Source organism: Senegalimassilia sp. (assembly GCF_977052095.1).
In genome coordinates this window covers 53,083-69,362 of sequence record NZ_CDRSTZ010000009.1, presented here as the reverse complement: position 1 = coordinate 69,362, position 16,280 = coordinate 53,083, and the positions used below count along the sequence as shown (strand labels likewise).

Annotated in this window: 13 protein-coding genes; 1 reads left to right on the top strand and 12 read right to left on the bottom strand. The window is 62.8% G+C overall.

Annotated features, from left to right (window positions below; genetic code table 11):
• Nucleotides 1-180: 180 nt before the first annotated feature.
• The 12 genes from ACWI6D_RS03360 to ACWI6D_RS03305 all read right to left on the bottom strand — a co-directional run bounded on the left by ACWI6D_RS03360 (nucleotide 181) and on the right by ACWI6D_RS03305 (nucleotide 12,577).
• Nucleotides 181-1,977, bottom strand: coding sequence for a carbon starvation CstA family protein (locus ACWI6D_RS03360; protein WP_449133657.1), 1,797 nt, complete (start codon nucleotides 1,975-1,977; stop codon nucleotides 181-183).
• A gap of 29 nt (nucleotides 1,978-2,006) precedes the next feature.
• Nucleotides 2,007-2,678, bottom strand: coding sequence for a hypothetical protein (locus ACWI6D_RS03355; RefSeq protein WP_337368471.1), 672 nt, complete (start codon nucleotides 2,676-2,678; stop codon nucleotides 2,007-2,009).
• Between the two features lie 230 nt (nucleotides 2,679-2,908).
• Nucleotides 2,909-3,859: a hypothetical protein gene (locus ACWI6D_RS03350; RefSeq protein ID WP_337368470.1), complete on the bottom strand. Its 951-nt coding sequence runs from the start codon at nucleotides 3,857-3,859 to the stop codon at nucleotides 2,909-2,911.
• 163 nt (nucleotides 3,860-4,022) lie between these two features.
• Entirely contained in the window at nucleotides 4,023-4,655 is a 633-nt protein-coding gene (locus ACWI6D_RS03345) for a TM2 domain-containing protein (RefSeq protein WP_337368469.1), read from the bottom strand.
• Between the two features lie 144 nt (nucleotides 4,656-4,799).
• Entirely contained in the window at nucleotides 4,800-5,684 is an 885-nt protein-coding gene (locus tag ACWI6D_RS03340; protein WP_337368468.1) for a VTT domain-containing protein, read from the bottom strand.
• Between the two features lie 21 nt (nucleotides 5,685-5,705).
• Entirely contained in the window at nucleotides 5,706-6,641 is a 936-nt protein-coding gene (locus ACWI6D_RS03335) for a PRC-barrel domain-containing protein (protein ID WP_449133656.1), read from the bottom strand.
• Between the two features lie 99 nt (nucleotides 6,642-6,740).
• Nucleotides 6,741-7,238, bottom strand: a complete 498-nt coding sequence (locus tag ACWI6D_RS03330; RefSeq protein ID WP_449133655.1) for a hypothetical protein — start codon at nucleotides 7,236-7,238, stop codon at nucleotides 6,741-6,743.
• 132 nt (nucleotides 7,239-7,370) lie between these two features.
• A complete protein-coding gene (locus ACWI6D_RS03325) occupies nucleotides 7,371-8,363 on the bottom strand; it encodes a D-alanine--D-alanine ligase family protein (protein WP_449133654.1) in 993 nt (330 codons plus the stop codon).
• A gap of 153 nt (nucleotides 8,364-8,516) precedes the next feature.
• Nucleotides 8,517-9,029, bottom strand: a complete 513-nt coding sequence (locus ACWI6D_RS03320; protein WP_449133653.1) for a cyanophycin synthetase family protein — start codon at nucleotides 9,027-9,029, stop codon at nucleotides 8,517-8,519.
• Nucleotides 9,029-10,651 carry a hypothetical protein gene (locus ACWI6D_RS03315; RefSeq protein WP_449133652.1) on the bottom strand — a complete coding sequence of 541 codons (1,623 nt, stop codon included), beginning with the start codon at nucleotides 10,649-10,651 and terminating at the stop codon, nucleotides 9,029-9,031. Before ACWI6D_RS03315 ends, ACWI6D_RS03320 begins: the two co-directional genes overlap by 1 nt.
• 51 nt (nucleotides 10,652-10,702) lie before the next feature.
• Entirely contained in the window at nucleotides 10,703-11,995 is a 1,293-nt protein-coding gene (gene serS, locus ACWI6D_RS03310) for a serine--tRNA ligase (RefSeq protein WP_337368462.1), read from the bottom strand.
• Between the two features lie 129 nt (nucleotides 11,996-12,124).
• Nucleotides 12,125-12,577 (bottom strand): peptidase dimerization domain-containing protein, encoded by a 453-nt coding sequence (locus tag ACWI6D_RS03305; RefSeq protein ID WP_449133651.1) that lies wholly within the window; start codon nucleotides 12,575-12,577, stop codon nucleotides 12,125-12,127.
• Between the two features lie 756 nt (nucleotides 12,578-13,333).
• On the opposite strand from ACWI6D_RS03305, the gene ACWI6D_RS03300 reads away from it, so the two are divergent.
• Complete coding sequence (locus ACWI6D_RS03300; protein WP_449133650.1) at nucleotides 13,334-16,162, top strand: molybdopterin-dependent oxidoreductase; 2,829 nt, start codon at nucleotides 13,334-13,336, stop codon at nucleotides 16,160-16,162.
• Nucleotides 16,163-16,280: the final 118 nt, after the last annotated feature.

Sequence of the window (16,280 nt, the reverse complement as noted above, 5' to 3'; positions counted from 1 at the left end):
GGCTACGCTACCAACCGGCAAACCCCGCGAAACCGTTCACCCGCTTCCCCATTGTGAGCTGCCCCCTTCGCCCCATACGCCCCGTAACGCAAAAACCCCGCCGCAACCAAGGTTGCGACGGGGTTTTTGGATCTCAGAAGGCGCAGGGTCGCGCGGCCTTCCCTTTAGCGGAGCACCAGCTTACGCGGCGTTGCGCTTGACGGTGGCCACGATGGTCTTCACGCCCTTGACGGCCAGCACCACGGCCAACACGAACAGCAACACAGCCAGGATTGCCTGCACGGCGGGGGCGAAGATGTCGCCGCCCTTCATGATGAGCAGCATCTTCTGGTAGAACGTGATGCCCAGCGAGGTCAGCGTGGCGGCCAGCATGAACGCCATCGGGACGAAGAACATCTTGTTGTTGCGGCCCGCGTTGCCCAGCCATGCAGCCACGGCCAGCAGAGCCAGGGCGGCCAGCAGCTGGTTGGCAGCACCGAACAGCGGCCAGATGATGGTGTAGCCGGTCATGCCCAGGAACACGCCGATGACCACGGTGATGATGGTGGCAACGTAGGGGTTCGCCATAACCTTGCGCACGCCCGTGAGGTCCTCGGGCTTCGTGTCGACGGGCGTCCACAGCTCCTGGAACATGTAGCGAGCCAGGCGGGTTGCAGTATCGAGCGAAGTGAGGCAGAACGCGGAAACAGCCAAGATGAGCAGCGCGTATGCCAGACCCTGCACGTCGGCCAGGCCGGGGATACACGCGAGCATCTGGGACAGGCCGTCAGCGAAAACGGCGGTCGGGGAAGCGTAGCCGCCCGCAGCGTACTTGCTCCACACGAAGCCGACGGCGCACAGCGAGATGACGGCCAGCAGGCACTCGATGAGCATGCCGCCGTAACCGATGGGCTGCGCCTGGCTTTCCTTATCCAGCTGCTTGGACGTGGTGCCCGAAGCAACCAGGCTGTGGAAACCGGAGATGGCGCCGCACGCGATGGTGATGAACAGCGCGGGGAACAGGAAGCCAGAAGCGGCGGCCTTGTTCGTGATGGCCTTGCCCGCCTCGTCAACCAGCGCCTGGCCGGTGGAAGCGTCGAAGGCGGCGTTCGTGGCAACAAAGCCGGTGAACGCGGGGATCTGCAGGTTGGACGCAGCACCCATGAGCGATGCACCCACAATGCCGATGACGGCCAAGATGATCATGCCGTACAGCAGGTAGCTGGACAGATAGTCGCGCGGCTGCAGCAGGATCCACACGGGGGCAACGGAGGCGATAAGGATGTACACGCCCAGGATGATCATCCAGGTGTTGTAATCAAGCGCCAGGGAGATGCCCATGAGCGGCAGGTTGTAGCCGATGGCAACCATGATGATGATCAGGATGATGGCGGTGACGATGTTCACCGGGCCGGGGATGTTGCGGCCACGGGTCAGGAAGCCGTACACCACGGCCACGCCGATGAAGATGATCGAGATCATGGCCGTCTGCTCGTTGGCCAGGTTCGACGCGGCGGCAGCGGTGGCGCTGACGGCGAACGTGTTGGCAACGATGGAGGCAAATGCGGCAACGACCAGCAGCAACGTCAGATACGCGAAGATGCAGAACAGCTTCTTCGCCGTGTTGTCGATGTTCTCGGCAACAACAACGGCCAGCGTCTGGCCCTTATGGCGCAGCGACGCGAACAAGCTGCCGAAGTCGTGCATAGCGCCGAAGAAGATGCCGCCGATGAGCACCCACAAAAGCACGGGCACCCAGCCGAACACGGCCGCCTGGATGGGGCCGTTGATGGGGCCTGCGCCGGCGATGGACGAGAAATGGTGGCCCAGCACCACGTAGGGCGGCGCGGGCACGTAGTCTACGCCGTCTTCCAGCTCATGGGCCGGAGTCGGGCGCTTCGGGTCAACTCCCCATTGCTTGGCAAGCCAGCCACCGTAGCACACATAGCCGATGACCAGGATGACCGCAGCAACAAGGAGGATAAACAATGCGTTCATGGGTTCCTCTTACTATTGCGTCGTGGTTCTTACGCTTGAACGGACAGGTTCGCCTCAATCGTCTGCTTGAGTTGCTTGCCCATCGCGTTCGTGGTCACGCGCTTCGTGGAAAGGTCGGCAACGGCCACGCGGAGGTCCGCCCAGCCGCGGATACCGAAGGCGAAGTTCTTGCGGAACTTGGTTTTGCGCACCAGCCGCAACGCTTCTTCGGTACAGGAATCCGCCACGATCACCAGGGAAATGGCCGACGACATATGGTTCGGTTCGGGAACCACTTTCGCAAGCCCGTCGTTTTCCATGAACGACACGAGATCACGCACCTGAGTTTCGTCCAGGCGGTTGGCCAGGACGAAGAACAGATACTCGTGCGTGTCGACTTCCCACAGCTTTGCGCGCTTGACCAGCACGTACTTTTCGCCGTAGGAATGGAATTCGGCGTACCCGGGGAAGGTGCGGCCGGCGTATTCGTACTCACGTTGCACATCGAACCAGCGCTCGTGTGCAGCGAGAATACGTTTCAACACGAGGTGCTTTTCGTCCTTTGCCGGGGAGGGTTGCTCCCCAGGCCGAAGGGCTTGCTCTCCAACATGCGCGGCAGCCTGTTCCTCCGCCTCGCACTTGGCCTTTCCCGACGCATCCGCTTGTTGAGCGGCCTGCGCGGTGCCTTCCGCACTCGCCTGAATAGCCGTTTGATCGCTCAAATGCCCGCAATCTCCTTTTGGTATCTCGCCTTTCTCACGTCAAGCGTGAGCACCTTATTCTAGTTTTTGGTAACGAATTCGTAACAACAAATGCCCACATTTTTCCGTTAAGTGGCGCAAACGCGGGGTGGAACGACACAAAAGCGCTCGCGTTGTAGGGCAAACGCACAAAAAATGCCCCGAAAGCACGAACTTTCGGGGCACGCGAGAATGCGAGATTGCCTCAACCGCTAGTCTTCCCAGGCGAAATCCTGCTCGCCGTTGAACACCTTGAGGGCATCGGCAACGGTGTAGTCGGCCAGCGTGATGGCGCTGATGGCCTTCGTCAGACGAACGGCCTCGTCCAGGCTGCGCTGGTGAATGTTGCGGCCGGTAGCGTTGCCGTCGGCACCGCCCACATGAATCTGGTCGTACAGCTGGGTGAGGAACGTCTCGGCGTCAACGGTGGAACCGCCGGCGCACACCAGGCCCGTGCGGCCTGCGGCCATGGAGGCGATTTTCAGCGCCTCGGCGGGCGTGCGCTTGTCGTCGCCTTCCGGCTTGGGCGGGTTGACCTTCACGAAGTCGGCGCCCAGGCACAGCGCCACGCCAGCAGCGCCGGCGATAAGGTCCGGGTCCTTCTCGGCGGTAACGGCCTTGCCGCGCGGATAAATCCACAGCACCACCAGCAGGCCGTTCGCGTGAGCGGCGGCAATGAGCTCGCCAGCTTCGGCCAGCATGGTGGACTCGTATTCGCTGCCCAGGTAGATGGTGTAGCCCAGGCCAACGATGTTCACGCCGTTTTCGCGCATGGCCAGCACGGCGTCCAGGTCGTACAGCTGCGGGCTGTACGGATCTTCCTGGGCCGTTTTGACCAGGTTGGTCTTGGAGTTCATCTTCACCAGGTAGTTGATGTTGGGGTAATCGGCAGCGTACTGCGCAATCAGGCCGCGCTGACCAGCCAAAACACCGCACACACCCTGGTCGCCGATCTTGAAGAGATGCTCGGGCTCGGCGTCGGCGATGTCGATGCCCTCGCCGTAGAAGTCCTTGTTCAGATGCTCAACCTTCTGGTCGCACGCGAACAACATGAGGCGGCCAGTCCCGCGGGTGGCCTTCATGTAGTTGTCGACGTACGTCTCGCGGACGTCAGCCAGGACGTCGGCAGGTACCTTCACCTGGTCGCGAGTGATCTTGGGCATGATGTTCCTCCTTTAAGGATGCAAATTCCAAGGAAAGGCAGCGCACCTTGCGCGCCACACGTTGGGTTCATTCTAGCGAAGCCGCAAGCCCCGCCGCGGCCCATACACGGAAAAAGCCCCGACCAACCCGGTAAGCGGCCACTCACCGGCAACAGCCCGCCGCTTAAAACCACTCGCGTTTGTTCAAAACGTACATTTGCTCGAACTCGGTTTGAGATTTTGTGAGGTAGAAGATGCCCTCGACGATGGCGATGACCCAGATGGCCCACACCGCCACGGACAGCGTGACGATACCGCCGAGCACCGACACGCCCAGCATGATGAACCCGGACGTGTTGTAGCCCAGATAGAACTTGTGCACGCCCAGCCATCCCAGGAAAATAGCTAAAAGACCTGCGGCAACGTGATCTTTTTCGCCAACCGTGGGGGCTACGTAGGGCTGCTGATATTGCTGCGCGTACGGGTTTTGCGGCGCGCCGTACGCACCCGGCTGCGCATAGGGCTGCTGCGCACCATAAGGTTGCTGTGCGCCGGTGGGCGTCTGACCAGGTTGCACGTAAGGCTGCGCATACGGCTGGGCAGCGGCGTTCTGACTCGGCTGACCGGCCTGCGGCGCCACCGGCGCAGCGTACGCGCCGCACGCACCCGGCTGCGGCTGGGCTTCGACCTGCGGCGATGCTGCTTGCTCGCTTGCCATGCGCGCCCGCGCCGCGTCCAGACGCGCCTGCGCCGCACGCACTTCCGCTTCTGCCGCCGCAACCTCTTCGGCCGCGCTGCGATTGTTCATCGAGTCCATTGCGCTTCCCTCCGCAACTTACACCATCGGCACTTTCGCCAAACGCTTCTTATTACCTGCCAGCCTTATCGCCGCCGTAAAACCGTTCGCCAGCAAACGAATTCAACCGCCGCTGTGCCGGCGGTTAGCCCAACGACTCTCCCGCTACTTCTTCTTCGACAGCTTCTCAACTGCGTTGACAATCTGGTCGCGGAAAATCAGGCACACCACGGCCACCACGGCCAGCGCCGCGAAAATGACGATGCTTCCCCACACGTTGCCGTCGACCAGGCCACTTGCCGCGTACGTGGAAATGAGGATGCCCGGAATGCGGCCGACGTTCGACAGCACCAAAAACGTGCGCATGCGCATGCTGGTCAGCGGCACCAGGTACGTGAAGATGTCCTTCGGCATGGCGGGGATAAGGAACAGCACGAATATCGTCAGCTCAAGCTTACCCGATTTCTCAAAGCGCTCGAACTTGTCGAGCCATTTGTCCGACACCATGTCGCGCACAAACGGCGCACCCAAGCGATGCACCACCACGAACACGAACGCGCTTGACAGGATGCTGCCGATAAGGATGACCAAGCCGCCAACCCAGGGGCCGTACAGTATGCCGGCTGCCATTTGCGTGGCCTCGCCGGGGATGAATGCCACCACGATCTGCAGAAACTGCAGCGCCAGCAGAATGAGGAAGCCAAGCGGACCGGCGTTGCGCACGTCGTTGATGACCTCGTTGATGCCGCCGGGCTCGAACAGCGTGTGGATGTAGGGCCACAAAAGCCAGCCAAGCAGCCCGATGATGGCCACGAATGCCACCAGGCCGACGATCTTGAAGATGTCGCCACGGCGCACGGGCCTGCCGCGCAGTTCCGTTTCTTCGTTGGCTTTTGCGCGAATGACCTCTCTGCGCTCCTGCACGCGTTCTTTTCGTTCCTGGCGGCGACCGCCGCGTTTAGCTTGCTGCTTTGCGCGCTTCGTCCGCTTGCGGGAGCTTGCTGCTTGCTTCTTGCGCGATTGAGCGGCGATAGTTTTGTTGCGTTTCATAGCGCTCACTTCGCTTTCGGGTTAGTCGCCGTTGCGGGCCTTGTCGTACTCTTCCTTGAACGATGCGAACATGTTCTTCTTTTTGGGATCGGCTTTCTTTTTGGCTGTTGACGTGGTCTTTTTCGTGCTGGAAGACGACGTTTTCTTCGTGGTGCCCGACGGTGCTACGGCCTTGTCGTACTCGCTCTTGAAGTCCTGGAACATGTGCTTGGACTTGCTGATCTGCTTGCCCGTGGCGTAGGCGCCCTTGTTCACGGCCTCGCCGGTTTTCTTCGCAGCGTTGCTGACGACGGGTTTGGCCTTATCAACGGTGGTGTGCACCTTGTCCACGGCCACCGCAGTTGCGGCGCCGGCCGCCTCGGCCACGCCGCCTTCGCTGTTCAGGTCGGCAACTTCGTTCGACACCAACATGGCGCCCAGCTGCACCTCGTCGGTTTCGGTGCCTTCGTCGCCCATTTGCGCAAGCGCTGCGCCCACGCCGCGCTTGAAGCCGCGCACCATGTCCGCCGGAATGGTGCGTTTGCCCAGCAGCGTGTTGGACGCGGCGCCGTTGTCGGTTTCGAACGATTTGACCGTGCCGGTGAGGCGATTGAAGGTGACGTTGCCCACGTAACCGTAGGACTCGCCGTCTTGGGACATGACGGGCAGGCCAACCCACAACACGCAATCGTCCCAGTTCAGACCCGCTTGCTTGCAGTACGCCTTGCCGCTGGTTGCCGCTTCGGGGCGAATGACGATGCGCCCGTCCACCAGGTCGTAGCCGTCGATGGGCACGAACAGGTCCGAGCGGTGGAACATCCACAGCAGGTCGGGGCGCTTCACCACGAACCCGATGACGCGCTTCTCCTTCGGGTGGAACACGAAACGACGCACCTTGCCGATGCGCTTCGTGCCTTTCTTGCCGCCGATTACGCGCGTGCCGGTCAGCTCTTTTGTGGTGATGAGTTTGCTCGCCATGAGACTTTCTTTCCCCCGTACAGCACGAAACGGCGCGCCCTTTTGCACCCGGGTAGGTTGAGGACGCGTCGTTTCGTCATGATGATTTTGAAATGTGAACTATTCTTCTTCGGCCTTTTCCTCGGCTGCAGATGCGGGCTCGGCGTCTGCCGCGACCTCGGGCTCGACGGCCTCAGCGGCAACCTCGACCGGCTCCTCGGCAGCTTCGCCGGATTCCTCGGCGTTCTTGGCAACCTGGTTGGCAATGCGCTGGCGAGCGGCTTCAATCTTCTCGCGCAGCTCGTCGTTGTCCTGCGTGAAGGAAGGCTTCACCTTTGCGGCAACCTCCTGCACGCGAGCAGCCGCCTGACCAGCAACTTCCTGGCCGCGAGCCTGCACGTTGGACACGACTTCCTGACCGCGAGCAGCAACGTTTTGGTACGCATGCTGAGCGTTCGAGCCAGCATCAGCGCCGATGTTCTGCGCCTGGCCCCAAGCAGCGTTCACCTTTTCCGCAACCAGCGTGCGAGCTTCCTGACCCGTGCGGGGGGCGCACAGCAAAGCCACTGCAGCGCCAGCAACGCCGCCTGCCAGGAAAATACCGAGTTTGTTGCTCATAACGGCCTCCTTAAAGGTCCACGATTGAATATCGTTTTCCCGCTTATTATAGGTGCTCGCAACCGCTCGGCCGCTCAAATCGCAGCTTGACCAAAAATCAGTTGCCATTTCGTTAGGTTCACGCGGAAGGGCTTATGCGTCGAGGGCGCTTTCGGCCAGTTCGTTGAGCAGGTTGGGCAGCGTGAGGCCGGCGGCTTTTGCCGCTTGGGCAAACGGGGCTTCGGCGGCGAAGTTGGGGTTCGCGGTGGCCTCGAGGATGATGGCCTGGGCGCCGTCCCAGATCAGGTCGATGCAGCCGCAGTCGCGCATGCCGAGCGCGCGGTAGACCTCCAGCACGGCGCGCTCGATTTCGGCGCGGATGGCCTGGGCGTCCGGCTCGCTGGGGGACAAAGACGCGTTGCGCACAGGCGTATGGAGCTCCACGGCGCCGGCGGTTGCGCGCGCGGCGGCGTCGTACCAGCCAGCGTTCGGCACGATCTCCACCGGCGGCAGCGCGAACGCATTCCAGCCCGTGCCGATAACGGGAACGGTCAGTTCGACGCCTTCGACCCACTGCTGCACCAGCGCGCGGTCGGCAAGCTTCAGGGCCTCGTGCAGCGCCTCGGAAAGCTGCTCGGCGTTCTCCACGCGGCAAACGCCTTGGGCGGCGCTGGCGCTTGCAGGTTTCACGCACAGCGGATAGCCACTTGAAATACGGCTTTCTACCTGGGACAACACCGCTTCGGCACCCCATGCTCCAAACGCGCGGCGCGACAGCATCAGCGACTGCGCCGTAACCGCGGTGGTCACGTCTTCCGTAAGGTTGTGGTACGCCTGCAGCGCTTCGGCAAGGCCCGCCTTGTCGTAGGCGCGGCGGCACACGGCCGCGCTGCTGCCCACGCATGGCACGTTGGCGGCTTCAAGGGCGTCCTGGATGTCGCCGGATTCGCCGTCCGCTCCGCGCAGGCAGTTGATGGCCACATCGGGATGGGAACGCAGCAGCGTGTCCACTAAGCCGCCGTCAACCATAACAAGTTCCGGCTCGTGTTCTGCTTCTTTCAGCGCTGCGATGACGTCGTTCGCCGCGACGACCGAACGCTCCGGTTCGAACGTTCCCCCAGCTAGCACTGCGATTTTCAAACCCATGGCGGTCTCCTTTCGATCCGCTTTCGAAGTTCTATCTTTGTGTTGCACGTTTTGTGTACAACGTAGTGGTACTCATGCCGTAAGCGAGCTGGCTTGCGAAAGCCGGCTGCTGGACGAGGGCGACGGGTACTTGCTCCCCGTTCGGCAGACGGCTTATTCCGCGCCGCGCAGCGTTTCGTTCAAGAACGCCACCGCATCGCGAAACGCCCGCAGCGCAACCTGGTCGTCGGCGAAGCTCACGTCGATGCGCGCAAGACCGGCGCGCTCATCGGCCCATTCGCTGGTACCGACAATCGGGCGCTCGCGCGGGGTGGGCTCCGCTTGAGCGGCCGAGCCCGCGTACGCGTCGGTGCGCGAAGCGGTGGGCGCAACACTGCGCAAAGCCGCGCCCTCCCTTGCGTGCTGCTGCGCAACCTGCGTGCGAACCTGCAGGTCAACCACCAGATGTTCCAGCAGATGCGGCAGCGGCGTGCAATCCATCACGGCAGCGAACGTGGTGCCGCGCTCGTTCACGCACGCATGCTGCGGCAGCATCGGGAACGCCGGCAACACGCGCCGCATCAAGCTTGCAGACGTCACGCGCGGTGCGCCGGCAAACGACACCAGGCACACCAGATGGCCGCGATGCACCTCCATGCGCGTGACGCGAACAGGGTCGACAGCCACTACAGCGACCCGCTTTTCAACTGTTCGAGCGTTACCGCGTTGCTGCCAGCCGAATCGATACCGCCTTCCGCAACCGCGCCTTGGAACGAGCTGTCGCCCGATGCGCTGGAGTCCTGCGCGCTATCCGATTGAGGATCGGCTTTTTCGCCAGCGGAAACGCCTGCCAAGCTATCGACAGAAGACGCATCGGCCGCTGCGTCCACACCCGCGTCCGCAGCGGCGGAGCCGTCAGCCACGGCGTCGGATTCCGCGTCCGCACTGTTGTCGCTTGCGCTTTTCGCCTGGTCAGCGCCAGAAGCGCTTGCCGGAGCGGTGGCACCCTGCGTTTGCGTGCGGTCGAGCACCGTCACGCCATCAACCACAGCCTCGCGCTCGATCTCTTGGCCTTGCATGCTGCGAATAGCCTGATCCAACTGCCACGCGATGTCGCTGAACAGGTTGCCCCAGAACGAAAAATCGTTGCCGTCGGTGATGACCAGCTCCGAGCGATCAACGGAAAACCGGTAGCGACCATGGCCTTCCATCTGGCCAAACGTGAACGTGATGGTTTTCGCGCCCGTGTCCAGCGTGTAGTTGTAGGCAACGTCGTCCGTCAGGTGAATCTTCTCGCCATCCACGGTAACGATTGATGTTGTACCGTTTGCGTACCACATTCCCTGGAAATCGGCCGCGTCGTCATAGCGAAGCCAGCGCCCCCACGAGAACACCGACACCGCAACCACGATGATCGCAAGCACCGTCAGCGCCAAGCCCAAAGGCCAGCTCATATGGAATGCAGGCACCTTGCGCTTTCGGGGCGCAGCGGCATCCGCAGCCTCGGGGTCGGCGGCAGCGTTCGCGTCGGCGCCATCCGCGGCGCCAGCCGCAAACCCGCGCACGCCGCCCGCGCGACGACGCCTGCTGGCTCCAGCGCCAAACGAACCCGTTGATCCCGCGGCATCTTCTTTGCCAGCACGCGCGTCATTCGAGCCACTGCCCGGCTCTTCCTGGTGCGCCAATTTGCGCTGCCGACGTTCCAGTCGACGTTTGGCCGCATCGGCCGCAAGCGATGCGCGCGCTGCATCCTCAGCAGATTTCGCGTCGGCGGTAGAGACTTTCCCTTCAAGCTGTTGCGCCTGGTCAGACGCAGCTTTATCAGCCTTTGCAACCGAGAATCGCTTCGGTTTGCGCGTTTTCGGCTGCCCGCTAGCGCCCGAAACGCTCGGCCGCTTTCCGTCCGAAGACGCGTTCGCAGCCTCAGAACCGGCGGCCCCCGCGCCGGTCGAAGAGCCCGCTAGCGGCGTGCGCGCCTTCGTAGGCTTCGCCGCACCGCCCGCCGCCGGCGCATCGGCACCCGCTGACGTCGACTGCCCCGCGCCGTTCGCCGCTTGATTCTGCTTCAGACGCGATGAGCTTTGCGGCATAGCGATGCGCCGCTTGGGCTTGCTCGGTTTCGCCGGCTGCGCTGTGTTCACGGCCGCCGCGCCAGCACCCTTCGCCGACTGCGCGCCCGCTTCCTTCGCGTCCGCCTCGGGACGCACCTGTCCATGGGCAACCGTTTTGCCCTTAACGGAAGGGCGCGCCGGTTTGGCCGGCGCGCCCTGAACGTTATTCTGCTTCGGTGGCTTTCGTTTCGTTACCACGTGCAAAATACCTTATCTACGTGCGGTTTTCCTACGCTTGCTGCGCGTTTCCTACGCCTGGTCGCCGATGACCTCGACGCCGCCCATGTAAGGCACCAGCACTTCGGGCACCTTGATGGTGCCGTCGGCCTGCTGGTAGTTCTCCATGATGGCGGCCATGGTGCGACCAACCGCCAGGCCGGAGCCGTTGAGCGTGTGGACGTAGCGCGTGCCCTTGAAGTTCTCGGGGTCGCGATACTTGATGTTCGCGCGGCGCGCCTGGAAGTCGACGCAGTTCGAGCAGGAGCTGATCTCCTTGTAGGCGCCGTAGCTGGGCAGCCACACTTCCAGGTCGTACGTCTTGGCGGCGGAGAATCCGATGTCGCCGGTGCACAGGCTGATCACGCGATACGGCAGGCCCAGCAGCTGCAGGATGTTCTCGGCATCGTTGACCATGGACTCCAGCTCGTCGTAGCTTTCCTCGGGCTTGGCGTACTTCACCATTTCCACCTTGTCGAACTGGTGCACGCGGATGAGGCCGCGCGTGTCGCGACCGGCGCTGCCAGCCTCTTCGCGGAAGCACGGCGTGTAAGCGCAGTAGTGAAGCGGCAGGTCAGCGGCGTCAAGCACCTCGCCGGCGTGAATGTTGGTCAGCTGCACCTCGGCCGTGGGAATAAGGTAGAGGCCCTCGCGGGTCTTGAACAGGTCGTCCTCGAACTTCGGCAGCTGGCCCGTGCCCGTAAGCGTGTTGGAGTTGGCCATGGCCGGGCACCACCACTCGGTGTAGCCGCGGGAAGAATGCGTATCAGCCATGAAGTTGATGATGGCGCGCTCGAGGCGGGCAGCCTGGCCACGCAGCAGCACGAAGCGGCTGGCAGCAAGCTTGACCGCGCGCTCGGGCTCGAGCAGGTGCAGGTCAGCGCCCAGATCCCAGTGCGGCTTCATGGTGATGCCCTCAGCCTCGAAGTCGCGCGGGGTGCCCCAGCGGCGCACTTCGGGGTTGTCGTTTTCGTCGTCACCCACCGGCGTGGTGTCGGCCGGCATGTTCGGCGTGTGCAGCAGGATGTCGTGCAGCTCGGAGTCGGCGGCTTCGCGCTTTGCGGACACCTCGGCCAGCTGGTCGTTGATCTGGCGCACGCGCTCCTTGGCGGCCTCGGCCTCGTCCTTGTTGCCGGCGGCCATCATCTGGCCGATGCTTTTGGACGTGGCGTTGCGCTCCGCCTGCAGGGCCTCTTCCTCGGTGATGGCGGCACGACGGGCTTCATCAAGTTCGGAGAAGCGCGACGCGTCCCATGAAGCATGACGATTCTTCATCGCCTCGGCGACGGCTTCTTGGTTTTCGCGAACGAACTTTAGGTCTAGCATTGCGCGCTCTCCTTCTATAAATCGGTTCTCGTAGAGCAGTTGAACCAGTATAGCGCAGCAAACGCGCGGGCGGCGCAACCGATGCAACGCCTTCACGGGAGCGGCACGCCCACACCCGCGGGGGCGCGATTATCGGCCGTGGTTTACTAGCCAGTTCAGAGCGCTGGCGGCGTAGATGGTGGCGGCTTGGGGCAGGTAGTCCTCGTTGAAGCGCACGCGCGGGGTATGGTGGCCGAACGGACCATTGGCCTCCGAAACCGTATCCGGAACTCCACGCTCACCAGGCGCAACAGCGGACGAAGCGGAGAATGTTTCCTGACAGCATGCCGACTTGCCCGCCTGCTCAGGGATGACGTTTGCCGCGTCGCCCACCTGAAACTTGCCGATGGTCAGCACCGCCTCGGCGAACGGCGACTTTTCGCGCGACATCAGCGTCTCCAACGCCTCGTGGATTTTGATGGCCGCCACGATGGGGTCGACGCAATTCTCAGGCGTGGAGCCGTGCCCGCCTTTGCCCGTCACCGTGATGCGGAACCCATACGCCGACGCCATGGTCACGCCGCCGAAACGCACCGTGCCCACGGTCCACCGCTAGCTCCTTCCATGTCGTCATTCCGGCTTCCCAGCTTTCGCTTCGAGGTCCTCTTTGTCCCAAACTCGCTCGAATTTGGGACTTAATTCCAACGTGCCTCATAACAGTGAAAATGACTTCGCATTTCCCCAGTTCACAGCCTTGCTGTTTTCGCGATAGCTCGCAAGCTTTCAACAAGCCCCAAACTCGAGCGAGTTTAGGCTCGCACCCTTTCGCCAAGCCAGCAATCAATCGTACGCGCCACCACGCAATCACCTTCCAACCGCCTCAGCCGGAGCCACCAGGAAATCGCCTTCCAAACGCCTCAGCCGGAGCCGCGCGTAACCAAAAATCGCTCATGTATGTGATTTAACTCGAAAACGCAGGCTTACGCCACTTTTTGTTTCACGTTTTCCCAGGTCACAGAAGTGTATTTTGCGACGATACTCAGACCCCTACCAACAAATCACATACATGAGCGATTTTTGTGGCAACCCTGCCGTCTGATGGAAGATTTTGAGGCGCAAGCATCTCCGCCGGCGAGCATGCAAGATAATGGGAGCATGAAAGCGATTTCGAACATAGCAAACCACATCTTTCGTCATACGCTACCAACGTTTCGCACGCAAGATAACAACGGCGGCAATGGCCTAATCCGCGAAAATCAAGGCCAGCCGAAAGCCTTGGAGCGAACCAGCCCATCTGTGCCAAAAAGCGCCTCATCCAGGGCGGTGCCGAGCGCCGAGCCATCACCCCGTGCAATTTCGATGGCGCAAAAGACCACGTCGCGGGCGTTTTGCGCCATCGATTGCCCGGGGCGTTGCCCGCTGGTGCTTGAACTGCGCGACGGGGAACTTGCGCGCGTGCGCGCCAACAAGGCCGCACCCGCGTGCCATCGCGGCCTGTCCATGCGCGCCTGGGCGAACAGCCCCGATCGCCTTATGTGGCCGATGCGCCGCGTCGGGCCGCGCGGGTCGGCGCAATTCGAGCGCATCACCTGGGACGAAGCGCTTGACACCGTAGCCCGCGAGTTGGCGCGTGTGCGCCGCGAGTTTGGCAACGACGCCATCTACCTGGCGTACAGCACGGGTCAATCGTGCACCACGGCCGACCCGTTCGAGCGCCTGCTCAACTGCTTCGGCGGCTTTCTCGACCGCTACAACAATTACTCGAACCCGCAGATCAACGCCATGGTGCGCGCTCTGTACGGCGAAGGCGCGCTTTACCCCGGCGGCAGCGACCTTGATGCGGCGGCCGATGCGAATCTGCTGCTTGTTTTCGGTGCTTCACCTGCGGAAACGGGAACCAGTCGCGCCACATGGCATGGCGCCTGGGACCGCGTATGCAAGCGAATGGCCGCGCGAGGCGGACGCATCGTGATGGTCGACCCGCGCCGCAACGGTTCCATCCGCGAAGCCGAGCGAGCGTTTGGGCGCAAAGCAGCGGAAAATAGTTTGGCCGCAACGCGCCAATCAGCCGAAACACCGACTTCCACAAATGATGCTTTACGCTCAAGCTCCCGCAAAACCAGCCCTCTCGATCAAAGCTGCCCATCCGATGGCCAATCGGAAAGCTCGGCAGCAAAGCATAATCGAGAAGCCGCGCCCAATGCCAACGTCACATGGCTGCCCGTCAACCCAGGCACCGACGGGGCGCTGGTTGCGGCGCTTTTGCACGAGCTGACGTTTACGCACAACGCGCTGGCCTGGGATTTCCTTCGCGAATGCTGCATCGGCTTCACTGACGACACGCTGCCTGCGCGCTGGCGCGGCAAGGGGCTTTCCGTCCTCGATTACCTGCGGGGCACCGGGTACGACTACGTGGCGAAAACGCCTGCGTGGGCCGCGCGCATCACCGGCGCAAGCGAAGTAGTCATCCGCGACCTTGCGTGCGAGTTGGCGCACGCGCAGCCCGCGTTCATCATGCAAGGCTGGGGGCCGCAGCGCCGCAGCAACGGCGAGATGACCAGCGGCATGATCATGCTGTTGGCGCTGGCGCTTGGCCAGGTGGGACTTCCAGGGACGAACAACGGCATGAACGTCGCGTGGGGTGGCGGGTTTCTTACGCATGTTTCCGCAGGTCACAATAGCGTTCCTTTCCGTATTCCCGCCTATCGGTTCCTTGACGCCATCGAGGACGGCACGCGCCTGGGCGCCGCCGAAGGCGTGCGCGGGCTTGCGGCCGACCAGCGGCTGGCCCACGGCATCAAGGCCATCGTGTGCCACGGCGGCAACTGCCTGACGAACCAGCATGGCGACGTCAACCGCGCGCATCGCGTGCTGGCCGACACGAGCGCGTGCGAGTTCATCGTGAACATTGACGTGGAGTTCACCGACTCGGCGCGCTACGCCAACATCGTGCTGCCCGACCTGTTCCGCATGGAGCAAGTCAGCGTCATGGATGCGGACACATGGGGCCGGCGCATCGTTGCCGCCGATGGCGCGCTTGGGCCGCGCTTCGAGCGCCGCGGCGCATGGGATATGTGCTGCGACCTGGCGAAACGCTGGGGCATCGAAGCCACGTTCGCCGAAGGGCTCACGGAAGCGGAGTGGATCCGCGAACTGTACGAAAACGACCGCGAACGCACCGCGCAAGCCAGCAGGCGGCTGGCGCCCGAGAAAAAGCACCTGATGACTGGAGGCGCACAAGCCGACAGCGAGCAAACCGATAGCGCGCAAACGCTTGGCGCACAACCCGCATGCCAAGCGCAGAAAACCCGCGACGACCACGCCGCAGAAAACGCGCCCGTCAGCACCTTGCCTCCATTCGAGCAGCTGCTTGAACAGGGCGTTTGCTTCCGCGAAGACGCAGCGGACGCGCCTTTCGTTGCATTGGCCGACTGGCGACGCGACCCCGTTGCGCACCCGCTGGACACGCCTTCAGGCAAAGCGGAAATCTTCAGCGAGCACCTGGCCGCCGTTGCCGAGTCGCTGCACGGCACGCCCGACGAAGGCGCCATCACGCCCATCCCCGCCTACGTGCCCGAATGGACCGCAGCGGAGTTCGGCGTAGACGAGCCCGAAGACAAGTGCGAAAGAGGCTACCAACCGGCATCTGAAGGCGAACCCGCAAAAGCGCTCGAGCCAAACGCGGGTCAAAACGCCCGCAACTTCGCCAACCCAGCAAGCACAGCAGGGCCGCGCGCCTGCGACCAGGCGCTTCGCGTGTTTGGGTTCCATAGCGTTGCGCGTATTCACTCGTCGTGGGGCAACGTGTTCGCCATGCCGAAGCGGCCGCCGCAGGTCATCTCCATCAACCCCGCAGACGCCGCCGCGCGCGGCATCCGCACAGGCGACCTGGTAGAAGCCACCAACCGCTTCGGCGCGCTGCGCCTGCCCGCCGAAGTCACCGACGACGTGATCGCCGGCACCATCGTCATGCCCCAAGGCGCCTGGTGGAGGGCCGAGTCCGCAGCATTCGCAACAAAGGCCCCGGGCAACCAAACGCGAAAGAGGACCGCCAGTGGCGCCGTAGCCGCCAGCCCCTGTCCCGTCGATGTTGGCGGCTGTATCAACACGCTCACGTCAAGCCGCCCCTCGCCGCTAGCGTTCGGCAACCCCCAGCACACCTGTTGGTGCCGTCTTCGGAGCGTGTAGCCAGTTTGCGAAGCGTGGTTGTTCTTCGTTTGCGCCGCGGTTTCGCGGCAAGTGGTGTAGTATACTTTGGCTTTGTAAATCGCGCCTGCAGGCGCAGTCGCATGAAACCGTGAGGATC